Origin of the sequence: Leisingera sp. XS_AS12, from assembly GCF_041224635.1 — a bacterium.
Classification (GTDB): domain Bacteria; phylum Pseudomonadota; class Alphaproteobacteria; order Rhodobacterales; family Rhodobacteraceae; genus Leisingera.
In genome coordinates, this window is sequence record NZ_JBGFGM010000103.1 from 51,120 (window position 1) to 67,024 (window position 15,905).

The 15,905-nt window shown below is 64.8% G+C and carries 15 protein-coding genes; 2 read left to right on the top strand and 13 right to left on the bottom strand.

Annotated elements, in window-relative coordinates:
* Positions 1-18 precede the first annotated feature (18 nt).
* From AB9K35_RS12650 to AB9K35_RS12695, 10 genes are all read right to left on the bottom strand, one after another.
* Positions 19-1,227, bottom strand: coding sequence for an NADH-quinone oxidoreductase subunit E (locus tag AB9K35_RS12650; RefSeq protein ID WP_369926538.1), 1,209 nt, complete (start codon positions 1,225-1,227; stop codon positions 19-21).
* Positions 1,227-2,465, bottom strand: coding sequence for an NADH-quinone oxidoreductase subunit D (locus tag AB9K35_RS12655; protein WP_369926540.1), 1,239 nt, complete (start codon positions 2,463-2,465; stop codon positions 1,227-1,229). Before AB9K35_RS12655 ends, AB9K35_RS12650 begins: the two co-directional genes overlap by 1 nt.
* Positions 2,462-3,067 (bottom strand): NADH-quinone oxidoreductase subunit C, encoded by a 606-nt coding sequence (locus tag AB9K35_RS12660; RefSeq protein ID WP_222453591.1) that lies wholly within the window; start codon positions 3,065-3,067, stop codon positions 2,462-2,464. Before AB9K35_RS12660 ends, AB9K35_RS12655 begins: the two co-directional genes overlap by 4 nt.
* 17 nt (positions 3,068-3,084) lie before the next feature.
* Positions 3,085-3,618: an NADH-quinone oxidoreductase subunit B family protein gene (locus AB9K35_RS12665; RefSeq protein WP_369926542.1), complete on the bottom strand. Its 534-nt coding sequence runs from the start codon at positions 3,616-3,618 to the stop codon at positions 3,085-3,087.
* Positions 3,609-3,974, bottom strand: coding sequence for an NADH-quinone oxidoreductase subunit A (locus AB9K35_RS12670; RefSeq protein ID WP_222453592.1), 366 nt, complete (start codon positions 3,972-3,974; stop codon positions 3,609-3,611). Before AB9K35_RS12670 ends, AB9K35_RS12665 begins: the two co-directional genes overlap by 10 nt.
* Positions 3,975-4,208: 234 nt before the next feature.
* The gene (locus AB9K35_RS12675; protein WP_369926545.1) at positions 4,209-4,991 is read right to left on the bottom strand and encodes a crotonase/enoyl-CoA hydratase family protein; all 783 of its coding nucleotides are present in this window, start codon (positions 4,989-4,991) and stop codon (positions 4,209-4,211) included.
* Positions 4,992-5,011: 20 nt separating this feature from the next.
* The gene (locus AB9K35_RS12680; protein WP_369926547.1) at positions 5,012-5,869 is read right to left on the bottom strand and encodes a hydroxymethylglutaryl-CoA lyase; all 858 of its coding nucleotides are present in this window, start codon (positions 5,867-5,869) and stop codon (positions 5,012-5,014) included.
* Between the two features lie 78 nt (positions 5,870-5,947).
* Entirely contained in the window at positions 5,948-7,885 is a 1,938-nt protein-coding gene (locus AB9K35_RS12685) for a biotin carboxylase N-terminal domain-containing protein (RefSeq protein WP_369926549.1), read from the bottom strand.
* An 87-nt stretch (positions 7,886-7,972) separates the two neighbouring features.
* Entirely contained in the window at positions 7,973-9,577 is a 1,605-nt protein-coding gene (locus AB9K35_RS12690) for a carboxyl transferase domain-containing protein (RefSeq protein ID WP_369926551.1), read from the bottom strand.
* A 76-nt stretch (positions 9,578-9,653) separates the two neighbouring features.
* Positions 9,654-11,174, bottom strand: a complete 1,521-nt coding sequence (locus AB9K35_RS12695) for an AMP-binding protein (protein WP_369926591.1) — start codon at positions 11,172-11,174, stop codon at positions 9,654-9,656.
* A 149-nt stretch (positions 11,175-11,323) separates the two neighbouring features.
* On the opposite strand from AB9K35_RS12695, the gene AB9K35_RS12700 reads away from it, so the two are divergent.
* Positions 11,324-11,926, top strand: a complete 603-nt coding sequence (locus AB9K35_RS12700; RefSeq protein WP_369926553.1) for an OmpW family protein — start codon at positions 11,324-11,326, stop codon at positions 11,924-11,926.
* A 120-nt stretch (positions 11,927-12,046) separates the two neighbouring features.
* Here the strand turns inward: AB9K35_RS12700 and AB9K35_RS12705 are convergent, their stop codons facing one another.
* Together AB9K35_RS12705 and AB9K35_RS12710 are read right to left on the bottom strand one after the other, a co-directional pair.
* The gene (locus AB9K35_RS12705; protein WP_369926555.1) at positions 12,047-13,207 is read right to left on the bottom strand and encodes an isovaleryl-CoA dehydrogenase; all 1,161 of its coding nucleotides are present in this window, start codon (positions 13,205-13,207) and stop codon (positions 12,047-12,049) included.
* Positions 13,208-13,373: 166 nt separating this feature from the next.
* Positions 13,374-14,147 (bottom strand): DUF1236 domain-containing protein, encoded by a 774-nt coding sequence (locus AB9K35_RS12710; RefSeq protein ID WP_369926557.1) that lies wholly within the window; start codon positions 14,145-14,147, stop codon positions 13,374-13,376.
* A 72-nt stretch (positions 14,148-14,219) separates the two neighbouring features.
* Here AB9K35_RS12710 and AB9K35_RS12715 point away from each other — a divergent pair, with 72 nt between their 5' ends.
* Positions 14,220-14,678: a CreA family protein gene (locus tag AB9K35_RS12715; protein ID WP_222453601.1), complete on the top strand. Its 459-nt coding sequence runs from the start codon at positions 14,220-14,222 to the stop codon at positions 14,676-14,678.
* On the opposite strand, the gene AB9K35_RS12720 is transcribed toward AB9K35_RS12715, so the two are convergent.
* Positions 14,666-15,859 carry a DegT/DnrJ/EryC1/StrS family aminotransferase gene (locus tag AB9K35_RS12720; protein ID WP_369926559.1) on the bottom strand — a complete coding sequence of 398 codons (1,194 nt, stop codon included), beginning with the start codon at positions 15,857-15,859 and terminating at the stop codon, positions 14,666-14,668. The genes AB9K35_RS12715 and AB9K35_RS12720 overlap by 13 nt on opposite strands.
* Positions 15,860-15,905 lie beyond the last annotated feature (46 nt).

The window sequence follows — 15,905 nt, forward strand, 5'->3', positions numbered from 1 at the left end:
CTGACGGAGCCGCCCCTGTTACTTGTCGTCGTCTTTGTAGATGCCTTCGTCCTTGGCGCGTTTGGCGAATGACGTCTCATCGCCCACGGCCAGGCGCTTGGCCTGTTCGATCCAGCCGTCCCGCTTGATCCGGCCCTTGAATTTGAGCCGCGCGTCGACCCAGGCGACCTCGGCGTCTGTCCATTCGGCGATCTGGTCGAAGTGGAAAAACCCAAGCTCGTTCAGGGTCTGCTCCAGCTTCGGGCCGACGCCCTTCAGCAGTTTCAGATCATCCGGCAGGCCACCGCGGGCCTCTTTCAGGGTCTCCGGCGCCTTTTCCTCTACCGCGGGCTGGGCCGTGGAATCTTCCGTCACCTTGGCGGCGGCACCTTCCGGCGAAGACGGCTCGGCCGCGGCGGATTTGGCAACCTTTGCCTTCTTCTCGGGGGCGTCCTTGGCCGCCTGTTTCACGGCCGGCAGCACGGCTTCGGGCGCCTTCGGCGGCTGCCCCCCGGCTGCGCGCCCGGCTACCTTGCCATCCTTGCCGATCCAGGGGGTCAGCAGCGGCACCTCGTCACCCTGGATGCGCTTGACGCCATCCTTGATGTCCATCGCCAGCTGCACCGACGCGTTGTACTGCGTCTTGCCGCTCTCATAGTCGCCAAGCGACGTCAGGCCGGTTTTCGGCTCTGCCGCGTAGCGGCCATTCTGCGGCCCCGGCGTGACGGTCTTGCCAGCCGCCAGATCGTCCAGCAGACGGGTGAAGCTTTCGGTGGTCAGGTCTTCGTAGTAGTCCTTGCCGATCTGCGCCATCGGCGCATTGGTGCAGGCACCAAGGCATTCGACCTCTTCCCAGGAGAACTTGCCATCCGCCGACAGGGTGTGCGGCTTGGCGGCGATCTTCTCGCGGCAGACAGCGATCAGATCCTCGGCGCCGCAGATCATGCAGGAGGTGGTGCCGCAGATCTGCACATGCGCGACCGACCCCGTGGGCTGCAGCTGGAACATGAAGTAGAAGGACGCAACCTCCAGCACCCGGATATACGCCATGCCCAGCATGTCGGCGACATATTCGATTGCCGGCTTGCTGACCCAGCCTTCCTGTTCCTGCGCGCGCCACAGCAGCGGAATGACCGCAGAAGCCTGACGCCCCTCGGGGTATTTGGTGATCTGCGCCTCGGCCCAGGCCTGGTTGGCCGGGGTGAAGGCAAAACTTTCGGGTTGTTCGGGATGCAGACGGCGAAGCATTAGCGGTCAATCTCTCCAAATACGACGTCCATGGTGCCGATGATGGCGGCGACGTCGGCCAGCTGGTGACCCTTGGCCACGTGGTCCATCGCCTGCAGATGCAGGAAGCCCGGCGCGCGCAGCTTGGCGCGGTACGGCTTGTTGGCCCCGTCCGCCACCAGGTAGACGCCGAACTCGCCCTTGGGCGCCTCGACCGCGGCATAGACCTCGCCCGCCGGCACATGGAAGCCTTCGGTGTAGAGCTTGAAATGGTGGATCAGGCTCTCCATCGACGTTTTCATGTCGCCGCGTTTGGGCGGCGTCAGCTTGCCACGCGCCAGCACGTCGCCAGTGGCTTCGCGCAGCTTGTGGATCGCCTGCCGGATGATCGACAGCGACTGGCGCATCTCCTCCATCCGGCACAGGTAACGGTCGTAGCAGTCGCCGTTCTTGCCAACCGGGATTTGGAAGTCGAATTCATCATAACATTCATAGGGTTGCGCACGGCGCAGATCCCAGGCAAGGCCCGAGCCACGCACCATGACACCCGAGAAGCCATATTGCTGAATGTCCTCTTCGGTGACCACGCCGATGTCGCAGTTGCGCTGCTTGAAGATCCGGTTCTCGGTCAGCAGGCCATCGATGTCGTCGAGCACGCGGGGGAATTCGATCGCCCATTCCTCGATGTCATCGATCAGCTCATCCGGCAGATCCTGGTGGACGCCACCGGGCCGGAAATAGGCCGCGTGCAGGCGCGCACCGCAGGCCCGCTCGTAGAAGATCATCAGCTTTTCGCGCTCTTCAAAGCCCCAAAGCGGCGGCGTCAGCGCGCCGACGTCCATGGCCTGGGTGGTCACGTTCAGCAGATGGTTCAGGATACGGCCGATTTCGGAGTACAGCACCCGGATCAGCGAGGCACGGCGCGGCACCTCGACACCGGTGAGCTTTTCGATGGCGAGACACCAGGCGTGTTCCTGGTTCATCGGCGCCACGTAGTCGAGCCGGTCGAAATACGGCAGGTTCTGCAGGTAGGTGCGGCTCTCCATCAGCTTTTCGGTGCCGCGGTGCAGGAGGCCGATGTGCGGGTCGCAGCGCTCGACGATCTCGCCGTCGAGTTCTAGCACCAGACGCAGCACGCCGTGCGCCGCCGGGTGCTGCGGGCCGAAGTTGATGTTGAAGTTGCGGATCTTCTGCTCGCCGCTCAGCGCATCCACGCTGCCATCGTCGAACTTGGCCTCGAGGTTGGTCCCATCCATCATTTCGCGCCCTCCTTCTCGTCACCGGGCAGGATGTATTCGGCACCTTCCCAAGGGCTCATGAAATCGAACTGGCGGTATTCCTGCACCAGCTTGACCGGCTCGTAGACCACGCGCTTCTGCGCGTCATCATAGCGGACCTCGGTATAGCCGGTGGTCGGGAAGTCCTTGCGCAGCGGGTAGCCGCGGAACCCGTAGTCGGTCAGGATCCGGCGCAGGTCCGGGTGGCCCGTGAACAGGATGCCGAACATGTCGTAGACTTCACGCTCGAACCAGTTGGCCGAGGGGTGCACATCGGTGATCGACGGCAGCATCTCGTCCTCGCGCACGGCGGCACGCAGGCGGATGCGCTGGTTCCGGTACATCGACAGGAAGTGGTAGACCACGTCGAACCGCTTGGGCCGGTCGGGGTAGTCGACCGCCGTGATGTCGACCAGCGTCGAGAATTTGCAGTTCGGATCGTTCTTCAGGAACTCGACCAGCCCGGCGATGTTGGCGGGGGCCACGTCGATGTTCAATTCGTCAAAGGAGATATCCCAGGACACCACGCAGTCGGGGCGTTTGGCTTCGATCTGGGCACCCAGCTCTTGCAGCGCTTGCGTCATTTGCTTGCCTCCCTGCCTCAGCGGACCAATGTGCCGGTGCGGCGGATCTTGCGTTGCAGCTGCATCAGCCCGTACAGCAGCGCCTCAGCGGTCGGCGGGCAGCCCGGAACGTAGACATCGACCGGGACGATACGGTCACAACCGCGCACCACCGAATAGCTGTAGTGGTAGTACCCGCCACCGTTGGCGCAGGACCCCATCGAGATCACGTAGCGCGGCTCGGGCATCTGGTCGTAGACCTTGCGCAGCGCCGGGGCCATCTTGTTGGTCAGGGTGCCCGCGACGATCATCACGTCCGACTGGCGCGGCGAGGCGCGCGGCGCGATGCCAAATCGTTCGGCATCATAGCGCGGCATCGAGGTGTGCATCATCTCCACCGCGCAGCAGGCAAGACCAAAGGTCATCCAGTGCAGGGAACCGGTGCGTGCCCAGTTGATGATGTCTTCGGCAGAGGTCAGCAGGAACCCCTTGTCCTGCAGCTCCGCATTCAGCGCCTGGGTGACAACTTCCTTGTCCACGCCTGCGGTGTTTGTCCCGGTCATCACTGCCATTCCAGCGCTCCCTTCTTCCACTCATAGGCGAAGCCGATGGTCAGCACGCCCAGGAACACCATCATCGACCAGAAGCCAAGGTCGCTGATGTCCTTGAAACCGACGGCCCAGGGAAAGAGAAAGGCAATCTCCAGGTCGAAAATGATGAAGAGAATCGACACCAGGTAGAACCGGACATCGAATTTCATTCGGGCATCGTCAAAAGCGTTGAAACCGCATTCATAGGCGCTGACCTTTTCCGGGTCCGGATTTCGGACCGCCAGCACCACGGCTGCCAGGATAAGGACAATCCCCAAACCTGCCGCAACGCCCAGGAAGACCAGGATCGGCAGGTATTCCCTCAACATCTCTTCCAAGAGCAGCTCCTTTCCCCGGCGGTTTCCCGCGCGACGTCAATTGGCGTGTTGATTTGGATCGTGCATACTCCCCCACCCCCACAGCGTCAACTAAGGCGAGGTTAATCATGCAGGGTTTGTGACAGGAAAAAGCACCCCAGCGCCAAGTTTCTGATACCCTATCATTTTAATAGGAAATCGGTGACAGCCGTGGGCTGCCACCGAGTACTGAACAGATATGTCAGATGCCTGTTTTCAGGCCTGCCAGCCAGGCTTGCGTTTGTCGAAAAAGGCGCTGATCCCCTCCTGCGCTTCCGCGCCTTCCCAGCGCTCGACCAGCGCCGCGATGGTGTGATCGATCACGGCATCGTCCAGGCGAGGGCCAAGGTCCCGGGCCAGCTTCTTGGCCGCAGCAACAGCCCCCGGCGCGCAGTTGAGATAGGGTGCGACCTCGGCCTCGACCGCCTCGGCCAGCTGGTCCGCAGGCACCGCCCTGGCCAGCAGACCCAGTTCGACGGCCTCCGCGGCGTCAAACAGCCGTGCCGACATGAACACCCGACGTGCGCGCGCCTCGCCCATGCGGGCAATCACATAGGGGCCGATGGTGGCCGGGATCAAGCCCAGCTTGGTTTCGGTCAACCCCATCCTCAGGTGGTCCGCGCCGATCGCCACATCGCAGACCGAGGCCATGCCGACGCCGCCACCAAAGGCATTGCCCTGAATCGCGCCGATCACCGGTTTGGGCAGCGTGTTGAGCGCCATCAGCATCTCGGCGAGCACGCGCGCCTCGCGGCCGCGGGTTTCGGCATCGGCATCCATCTGGGCGCGCATCCAGTTCAGATCCCCCCCTGCGCAAAAGCTCTTGCCCGCGCCGGTCAGCACCACCACCCGCACCGTGTCATCCGCCGCCAGGCGGCCTGCCGCCAGGGTCAGCTCCTGCAGCATCTGACCGGACATGGCGTTGTGCTTGTCCGGGCGGTTCAGGGTCAGGGTGCAGACGCCGCGCACATCTGTTTCCAGGGTAATTGTCTCGAACATGCCGCTTCTCCTGTTTCGTTTCACTTGGGGTTGCGCATCGCGCGGGCCAGCTCCGCGGCCTCAGCCAGAACATCAGCGTCCAGCCCGGTCTCATAACCCAGCGCCAGCAGCCGCGCATGCACCGCCTCGGTCGCGACATTGCCCGCAGCCCCCGGCGCATAGGGACAGCCGCCCAGACCGCCCACCGCCGCATCGAACACCCGCACGCCCTGCGCCAGCGAGGCTTCGATATTGTCCAGCGCGCGGCCCGCAGTGTCATGGTAGTGACCCGCCAGTTTACCTGCCGGCACCTCTGCCGTGACCGCCTGCAGCATCGCGGTGATGCTTTCGGGCGTGCCCTGGCCAATGGTATCACCGAGCGAGACCTCGTAGCAGCCGAGCTCAAACAGCCGCGCCGCCACCTTGGCCACCTGGCCGGGCTGCACCGCGCCGTCGTAGGGGCAGTCGGTCACGCAGGAGACATAGCCCCGCACCGGCAACCCGGTCTGTTTCGCCGCCTCGAGGATCGGCAGGAAGCGGGCGATACTCTCCTCGATGCTGGCATTGATATTGGCCTTGGAGAACCCTTCGGAGGCCGAGGCGAAAACCGCGATCTCGTCGGCCTTCGCCGCCACCGCATCCTCGTAGCCGCGCATGTTCGGCGTCAGCGCCGCGTAGCGCACGCCGGGGGCGCGGGTGATGCCCGCCAGCACCTCCGCGCTGCCTGCCATCTGCGGCACCCATTTGGGCGAGACGAAACTGGCCACCTCGATCCGGCGAAAGCCCGCGCGGCTCAGGCAATCCGTCAGCGCAACTTTCTCCGTTACCGGGATTTCGCGCTTCTCGTTCTGCAACCCATCGCGCGGACCGACCTCGAAAATCTCGACGTGCTCTGCCATGGAACGCCCCTCCCCTTCATCTTTCCAAAAATACTCAAAACCGCAACGGGGCGACAGGCGTGCCGCCCCGGACCGGGATCAATCGCTCTCGTCTTGCAGCCGCACCAGCGCAGCGCCGGCCTCGACCTGGTCGCCCGCCCCGGCAAGCACCTCCGCCACGACGCCGTCGCGCGGGGCCAGCAGGGAATGCTCCATCTTCATCGCCTCCAGCACCGCCAGGCGATCCCCCTCCTTCACCGGGTGCCCGGATTCGGCGAACACCGCCTTCACCAGGCCCGGCATCGGGGCTTCGATCACGTTCAGATCCCCCCCGGCGGCCGCATCGCGATCAAGCGGGTCAATGACGGTGAACTCGAGGCCATAGGCGTCATGCACGGTGATCAAGCCAGCCGACCGCGACACCGCTGGCATGCGCTGCCCCCCGATGCGCCACTGGCCCTGGGAGCGTTCGGCCACGACCGTTTCACCCTCCACCGTCCACAGCTGGCGATCCGGCCCGTCGACCTGCACATCAGCGGTAAAGCTTTCGCCCGCATGGGACAATGTCACCGCCCGATGCAACGGCGCCCAGAGCGTGAACCCCGTCTCCGCCGCGGCGTCCACCAGGTCCAACGCCACCATCCCGGCCGCCGCCTTGTGACGCAGCTCGACCTCGGGCGCCGTGGTCAAGGCCTCCAGATCGCGGGCGATCAAGCCGGTGTCCACCTCGCCCGCCGCGAACCCCTCATGACTGGCCAGCGCGCCAAGGAAGGCAAGGTTGGTTACGGTGCCACCGACCTGGGTGTCCTCCAGCGCGCGCGCCAGCCGCGACAACGCCACCTTGCGGGTGGAGCCGTGCACGATCACCTTGGAAATCATCGGATCATACCAGGGGCTGATGGTATCCCCGGCCCGCACGCCACTGTCCGCCCGGCACTCGGCCGGAAACGACAGATGGGTCAGCGTGCCAGTTGCGGGCAGGAAGCCTGCGGGCACGTCCTCGGCATATAGCCGCGCCTCGAACGCATGGCCGGTGATCTTAAGGTCCTCCTGCCGCGCGGGCAGGCTTTCGCCCGAGGCGACACGCAGCTGCCATTCCACCAGGTCGACGCCGGTGATCAGCTCGGTCACCGGGTGTTCCACCTGCAGGCGGGTGTTCATTTCCATGAACCAGAAGCCATCGGGGCGCAGCCCTTCCGAGCCGTCAACGATGAACTCCACCGTGCCCGCCCCCTTGTAGCCGATGGCCTCGGCCGCGCGCACGCCGGCCTCCCCCATCGCCGCGCGCATCTCGGCGGTCATGCCGGGCGCCGGGGCTTCCTCGATCACCTTCTGGTGGCGGCGTTGCAACGAGCAGTCACGCTCGAACAGGTGCAGCGCGTGGGTCCCATCGCCAAAAACCTGAACCTCGATGTGGCGGGGCTGCTGGATGTATTTCTCGATCAGCACATCCGGGTTGCCGAAGGCCGTGGTTGCCTCGCCTTGCGCGCTTTTGAGCGCATCGGCAAAGTCCTGCGCCTTCTCGACCAGCCGCATCCCCTTGCCGCCGCCGCCGGCCACGGCCTTGATCAGCACAGGGTAGCCGATCTGTTCGGCCTGCTCGGCGAGGAACTCCGGATCCTGATTGGCGCCGTGATACCCTGGCACCACCGGCACGCCGGCCTCTTCCATCAGCGCCTTGGCCGCATCCTTGAGACCCATCTTGCGGATCGCATCCGCCGATGGCCCGATAAAGGTGAGGCCCGCGGCCTCCACGGCCTCGACGAAATCGGGGTTTTCCGACAGGAAACCATATCCAGGGTGAATCGCCTGGGCGCCGGTCTCCTGCGCCACCCGGATGATCACGTCCCCCTTCAGATAGCTGTCCGCCGGGGCCGGGCCGCCGATGTGCACCGCTTCATCCGCCAGCGAGACATGCTTGGACGCGGCATCCGCGTCAGAGTAGACAGCCACGGTCCGCACCCCCATGGCACGGGCGGTTTCCATCACGCGGCAGGCAATCTCTCCGCGATTGGCAATCAGGATTTTGTCAAACATGGGGTTGGTCCTTTGTCTGGAGCTCTGGACCGGGGGCGCTGCCCCCGGACCCCCGGAGTATTTCTCGAAAGATGAAAGCCGGGCGCCTTACATCCGGAAGACGCCGAACCTGGTGTCTTCGATCGGTGCATTGAGCGCCGCGCTGAGCGAGAGCGCCAGCACCTCGCGGGATTTGCGCGGATCGATGATACCGTCGTCCCAGAGACGCGCCGAGGCGTAGAGCGGATGGCTCTGCTTTTCGAACATCTCGATGGTGGGACGCTTGAACTCGGCTTCCTCCTCGGCGCTCCAGCTGCCGCCCTGGCGCTCGATGGCATCGCGCTTGACGGTTGCCAGCACGCCGGCCGCCTGCTCGCCGCCCATCACCGAGATGCGGGAGTTCGGCCAGGTCCAGAGGAACCGCGGCTGGTAAGCGCGGCCCGACATGCCGTAGTTGCCCGCGCCGAAGGAGCCGCCGACCAGCATGGTGATCTTGGGCACGTTGGTGGTGGCCACCGCGGTCACCATCTTGGCGCCGTGGCGGGCGATGCCCTCGTTTTCGTACTTCCGCCCCACCATGAAGCCGGTGATGTTCTGCAGGAACACCAGTGGGATCTTGCGCTGGCTGCACAGCTCGACGAAATGCGCGCCTTTCTGGGCGGCTTCCGAGAACAGAACGCCGTTGTTCGCGATGATGCCGATCGGGCAGCCCTTGAGGTGGGCAAAGCCGGTCACCAGGGTTTCGCCGAAGCGGGGCTTGAACTCGTCAAAGCGGGAGCCGTCGACCAGACGCGCGATCACCTCGCGGATGTCATAGGGCGTGCGCAGGTCCGCGGGCACCACGCCGAGGATTTCCTCGGGGTCGTAGGCGGGTTCCTCGGGGCTGGCCCAGTTCACGGTGAGCGGCTTGGTGATGTTGAGCGATTGCACCGCGCGCCGGGCGAGCGCCAGCGCGTGGGCATCATCCTCGGCCAGGTAGTCGGCGACGCCTGAGAGGCGCGTGTGCACATCGCCGCCGCCCAGATCCTCGGCGCTGACGACCTCGCCCGTTGCGGCCTTCACCAGCGGCGGACCTGCGAGGAAGATGGTTCCCTGTTCCTTCACGATGATGGTGACGTCCGACATCGCAGGCACATAGGCGCCGCCTGCGGTGCAGCTGCCCATCACCACCGCGATCTGCGGGATGCCCTTGGCCGACATCCGGGCTTGATTGTAGAAGATGCGGCCGAAGTGGTCGCGGTCGGGGAAGACCTCGTCCTGCTGCGGCAGGTTGGCGCCGCCGGAGTCCACCAGATAGATGCAGGGCAGGCGGTTTTCCTCGGCGATCTCCTGCGCGCGCAGGTGTTTCTTGACCGTCATCGGGAAGTAGGTGCCGCCTTTCACGGTGGCGTCGTTGCAGACCACCATGACCTCCTGCCCGTGCACCCGGCCGATGCCCGCGATCACGCCCGCGCAGGGGGCAGCGCCATCGTACATGCCATGCGCCGCGGTGGCGCCGATCTCAAGAAAGGGCGAGCCCGGGTCCAGCAGGTTCGCCACCCGGCGGCGCGGCAGCATCTTGCCGCGGCTTTCGTGGCGGGCGCGGGATTTCTCGCCGCCGCCCATGCGCGCGGCCTCGGCCGCCTCGCTGATCTGCGCAAGCGCGTCCAGATGCGCCTCGCGGTTCTGCTTGAAGCCTTCCGAGGAGGGCATCGCCTTGGATGTGAGTTTCATGTCCACTCTCCCGTCATAGGGTTGAGATCTTTCGTTCCGGTTGGCGCAGCGAACGCCGGGTGTACGACAGCCGGTTTCATTCCGCCGCCGCCCGCGCCTTCAGTTCCTTGCGGATCACCTTACCGGTCACGGTCATCGGCAGCGTATCAAGGAATTCGACCTCCCGCGGGTAGGAATAATGCGCGAGGCGGTCCTTGACGTAATCCTGCAGGTCTTGCTCCGAGGCGGTGGCACCGTCCTTCAGCACCACGTAGGCCTTGACGATCTCGGTTCTAAGCGGGTCGGGCTTGCCGACCACGCCCACTGTCGCCACCGCGGGATGGGTCAGCAGGCAGTCCTCGATCTCGGCCGGGCCGATGCGGTAGCCGCCCGAGGTGATCACGTCATCCTCGCGACCGACAAAGCGCAGGTAGCCGTCCTCCCAGATGCCGCGGTCGCCGGTGACCAGCCAGTCGCCGCGAAACTTGGCGGCGGTCTCCTCGGGGCGGTTCCAGTATTCGATCATCATCGAGGCCGAACCGCGCCGCACCGCCACGTCGCCTTCTTCTGTCGTCGGCTGGCCCGCTTCGTCGATCACCTCGACCACGTGGCCCGGCACCGGCTTGCCGATGCAGCCGGGGCGCACCGGGAAGTCGGCGCCGCAGGAGGACACCGTCATGTTGCATTCGGTCTGGCCGTAGAATTCGTTGATGGTCACGCCCAGCTGCCGCCGCCCCCAGGCGAGCATCTCCGCGCCCAGAGGCTCTCCGCCGGAGGCAACCGAGCGCAAACCGCTGAGCCCCCGCCCCGCCGCCTTCAGCATGCGGAGCGCGGTGGGTGGGAAAAAGATATTGCGCACCCCTGCCCGTTCGATCAGCTCCGCGCAGGCCTCCGGGGTAAACTTGTCCAACCGCGCGGCAACCACCGGCACGCCCAGCGCGAGACCCGGCATCAGGACATCGAACAAGCCACCGATCCAGGCCCAGTCCGCCGGAGTCCACAGCACATCACCCGGCTGCCCCAGGTGGTCATGGCTGATGGCAACGCCCGGCAGGTGTCCGGTCAGCATCCGGTGGCCATGCAGCGCGCCCTTGGGGCTGCCGGTGGTGCCGGACGTGTAGATCAACATCGCCGGGGTCTCGGGTGTGGTGTCGGCAAAGGGCACCGGCGCACCGTCCAGGCCGACTTCGGCCGCCATCACGGGCTCTGCCAGGTTGCCCAGCAACTCAGCCCCCTCGCCATCTGTCAGCACGAGGCGCGCGCCTGCGTCGCCCACCCGCGATGCCAGCGCGTCGCGCTTGAACAGCTTGAACAGCGGCACCGAGATTCCGCCGATCTTCCAGATCGCCAGATGGGCAGCGGCGCACCAGGGCGACTGGCTGAGCAATACGCCCACCCGGTCGCCGGGTTGAATACGGGTCAGCAGGTAACGCGCGATCCCATCGACCATCAGGGCGAGCGCGCCATGGGAGATATCGCGCCGTTCACCGCCGGTCATGTCGATCAGCGCCAGCGCCTCCGCAGGGTGCGACAGGCATTGCGCCGCCATGTTCAGCCCTGGCGGCAGATCCCAGTCGCCATCCCTTGTCAGTCCCGGAACATGCGGTCGGTCATTCATCATGATGCATTCCTGAAACGCATGGCAGCCATGCGATATTTCTCAAATTTTTCAACGTTCAAACGGCCAGCCTTTTGATCCAGATCAGAGCCGCGCGGCGACGGGGCGCCTAACACGGGGCGACAACTGAAAGAAAAGGGACACACCCCATGAAACAACTGGTTTCCGCTTTGGCCTTGACCTCTGCCCTGACCGCCATGGCCGCGCCGGGTCTGGCGCAACAACAGGGGGATTGGACCGTTGGCGTCGGTATTGCCAATGTGAACCCCAAGTCTGGCAACGGAACGCTGGCGGGCGCGGCAGTGGACATCGATGACGGTACGGCGCTGTCTCTGACCGTGGAATACTTCTTTCGCGACAACTGGGGGATCGAGTTGCTCGCGGCCAGCCCGTTCGAGCATGACGTCAAACTGAACGGCGCCTTTGCCGCCTCGGCGCGGCAGCTGCCGCCGACCCTGTCGGTGAACTACCACTTCCCGACCGCGGGCAAAGTGAAGCCGTTCCTCGGGCTTGGTCTCAACTACACCACCTTCTTCGAGGAGGAGACAGCGCTCGGCAATCTGAAGCTGGACGACAGCTTCGGGATCGCGGTGAACGCCGGCGCCGACTACCAGATCACGGAGCGCGGCGCGCTGCGGTTCAACGTCCGCTGGATGGACATTGACACGGACGCAACGCTTAACGGGGCCGCCATCGGCACCGCGGAAATCGATCCGGTCGTGGTGAACCTCGCCTACGTGCACCGTTTCTAATCCCCCCTTAGCTGCGTGCCTTGTCTGCGTGCGAGGGTCCGGCGGCCGACAATCGGCTGCCGGGCCTCCCCGCCCCTCGCCTTCAGGCCAGCGCGCTTTTGCCTGTCACGCCTCTGCCTGTCACATCGTCCCCATCAGCTCGCGACCGATCAGCATGCGGCGGATTTCCGAGGTGCCGGCACCAATCTCCATCAGCTTGGCATCGCGGAAGATGCGACCGACGGGGTTGTCGCTCAGATAGCCTGCGCCGCCAAAGGCCTGCACCGCCTGATGCGCCTGGGTCATGGCAACCTCGGAGGAATACAGGCAGCACGCCGCGGCATCCTGCCGGGTGACGGTGCCCTTGTCGCAGGCCTTGGCAACTTCGTAGACATAGGCACGGGCGGTGTTCATCGCGGTGTACATGTCGGCGATCTTGGCCTGCATCAGCTGGAAGTTCCCGATCGGCTGACCGAACTGCTTGCGCTCTTTCATGTAGGGCATCATCTCGTCCATGCAGGCGGCCATGATGCCGGTGCCGATCCCCGCGAGCACCACGCGCTCGTAATCGAGGCCGGACATCAGCACGCGCACGCCCTTGCCCTCTTCGCCGAGGATGTTTTCGAACGGCACTTCAACGTCCTCGAACACCAGTTCAGCCGTGTTGGAACCGCGCATCCCCAGCTTGTCGAAATGCTTGGAGGTGGAGAAGCCCTTCATCTCCTTTTCGATGAGGAAGGCGGTGATGCCCTTGGAGCCCGCTTCGGGATCGGTCTTGGCGTAGACCACCAGCGTGTCTGCATCGGGGCCGTTGGTGATCCAGTACTTGTTGCCGTTCAGCACGAAGCGGTCATTGCGCTTTTCGGCGCGCAGGGACATCGAGACCACATCGGAACCGGCACCCGCCTCGGACATCGCCAGCGCGCCGACATGTTCGCCGGAGATCAGCCGCGGCAGGTATTTCGCCTTCTGCTCGGCGTTGCCGTTCAGCTTGATCTGATTGACGCACAGGTTGGAATGCGCACCGTAGGACAGCGACACCGAGGCGCTGGCCCGGGCGATTTCCTCGACCGCGACGGTATGCGCCAGGTAGGACATGCCCGCGCCGCCGAATTCCTCCGGCACGGTGATGCCGAGGAGGCCCAGCTCGCCCATCTCCCGCCACAATTCGGCCGGGAACTCGTTCTTCTGGTCGATTTCCTGCGCCATCGGCTTGATGCGGTCCTGCGCCCAGCGGTGCACCATGTCGCGCAGCGCGTTCACGTCCTCACCCAGATCAAACGTCATGCTTGCATTGAACATCCGCATATCCTCCCGCAGGTACGGCCATTATATGAACAGTTGTTCAATTCAATAGAGCACCGCTCGATTCGCGTCAATCGGGTTGGCCCGCCGGAGGGGCGACTGCGGTGCAAAAGAAAACGGGCGGCCCATCAGGCCGCCCGCTTCCTGTCACTTGTTATACCGATCAGCGCACAACGTGGATCACGGTGCGGTTCTCGGTCTCCACCAGCACCGGCACGCCGTTGATGTAGGCGTAGCGGTAGTCAGAGTCCGGGATCTCGGCCAGCTGGATCTCCTGCGGCACGATAACACCCGTCACGACCTCGCCCTGTACGTAAACAGGCTCGACCTCATGGGTGCGCACATAGGTGACGACGCGCTCGTCCGGGACGGCCGCCTCACCCGCGGCGGCACCGGCCAGTGCACCGGCCAGAACCCCGGCCGGACCGGCCACCAGACCGCCGGCAATGGCACCACCAATCGCGCCCATTTCCTCGTCGGTCTCGCCGACGGCATCATAGGTCACGGTACCAACGGTGACCGGGCTGTCACTGGCAACCACCGGGATGAATTTTTCAGTGACGGTGCCGGTCAGATATTCGCCATAGGCCCAACCTTCAGTCCCCTCATAGGACACCTTGCACCAGTTCGACTTTTCCAGGCAGCCCTGCAGATCAACGGCGCCTTTTGCGTCGATCACGCTGGCGATCTCATACTGCGGGCCAGGGCCGGTGCGCAGGTTCAGGTCGGTCACAGCCTGCACCTGGGTGCTTGCCCAGACGGGCGCTGCAACCAGGGCCAGGGCAGATGCGGTCATGGCGAGCTTCGGCGTAAACATGGTGTTCTCCTCGATGTTCTCGTCAGTATCCGGCGCCTCATTGCGCCGTTGTGCAGCACTAACGTCGCCAAAGCCCAAGGGTTCCAAACGATCGACATCGCCCGGCGGAAGACCGTGCAAGAGGGGATCCTTTTTGCGGCCAGCCGCGTATGTCTGCTATCACGACAGAACCCGAACCCCGAGGAGCGTCACATGAGTTACCTGAGAACCACCCTGGCCGCCGCGGCCTGCCTGATCAGCCCGCCCCTTCTGGCCGAGGAGGTGGGGAAGATCGGCGTGGACTGGGTGGGGAATGACATCGTGATCGAAGCCATCGCCGATCCCAAGGTCGAAGGCGTCACCTGCCACGTCGCCTATTTCGAGCGCGGCCTTCTGGACCGACTGTCCAAGGGCAACTGGTTCGAGGATCCGTCCAACGCATCGCTGGCCTGCCGCCAGACCGGGCCGATCACCCTCGGCGACATCGACCGCAGCGAGGACGGCGAAGACGTGTTTCGCCAGTCGCGGTCGATCATCCTGAAATCGCTGCGGGTCAAACGGCTCTACGACGAGGCCAACCAGACGCTGATCTATGTCGCCCACGCGGCCGAGCTGACGGATGGGTCGGCCAAGGTGTCCATCTCGACCGTGCCGCTCTATCAGCCGGACTGATAGACCGCGGAGACCTCGGCGCGAATGATGCGGGCAATCTGGGCGCAGTCCTCAAGACTGAAGGTCAACGGCACCCGCATGTCGATGATGCCCGCAAGGATCCGGTCGCTTTGCGGCAAGCGCGGCGTCTGCGTGTAGCGCCAGCTGTCATAGCGCGACGTGAAGGCAACCGGCTCCGGCACGCCGAACCATTTCAGCTCCACCCCGCGGGCAGCGCAGCGGTCCAGCACCGCCTGCACCGCCCCCTCGGCCCAGTCCAGCAGCAGGAACTGAAAGGACGAGCCGACGTAGACCTCGGCAGCGGGACGCTCCACGACGGTCAGCCCCGGCGTGCCACGCAGGCCATCCTCCAGCTTGCGGTAACGTTCGTTCCAGCGCGCCACCTGCGCGTCGAGATTGCGCAGCTGCGGCCGCAGGATGGCGGCCCGCAGGTTGTCCATCCGCCCCGAGATGTTGGGGGTTTCGTATTTCACCCGCTCAAACACCTCTGGCCCCGGCGCCGCCAGGTGGCGACCATAAAGCATGTAGGAGCCCGACAGCATGATGGCGCGGGCGGCGATCTCTTCATCATCCGTGATCAGCAGGCCGCCCTCGCCCGCGTTCACGTGCTTGTAGGTCTGGCAGGAATAGCAGCCGATGGCGCCATGACGACCAGACTTCACCCCGTTCCAGGACGCCCCCATGGTGTGAGCACAATCCTCGATCACAGTGATCCCCGCGGCGTCACAGATTTCCATCAGCCGGTCCATGTCGCAGAGGTGGCCACGCATGTGCGACAGCATCAGCACCTTCGCCTGCCCCGCCTTGGCCGCAAGATCCTCCAGGTCGATGGTCAAATTCTCGGTGACGTCGACGAAGACGGGCCTGGCTCCGACCGCGGCAATGGCCCCCGGCACCGGCGCAAGCGTGAAGGCATTGGTCAGCACGGTGTCGGAATGACCGACGCCCACCGCGCGCAGGGCCGTTGCCAGCGCATAGCCGCCCGAGGCCACAGCCAGGCAATATCTGGCCCCCATCTGCGCGGCGAATTCCTGCTCCAGCAGCGCCACTTCGCCGACCTCGCCCGCCGCCACGTTGTAGCGGTGCAAGCGACCGTGACGCAAAACCGCCAGCGCCGCCTCGATGGCGTCTTCGGGGATAGGTTCCTGCTGGGTGAATGACCCGGAAAAAATCTCGCTCATCCCGCGTTTCTGGGCCGCAGCAGGCGAAGGGTCAAGAGGCAAGCGC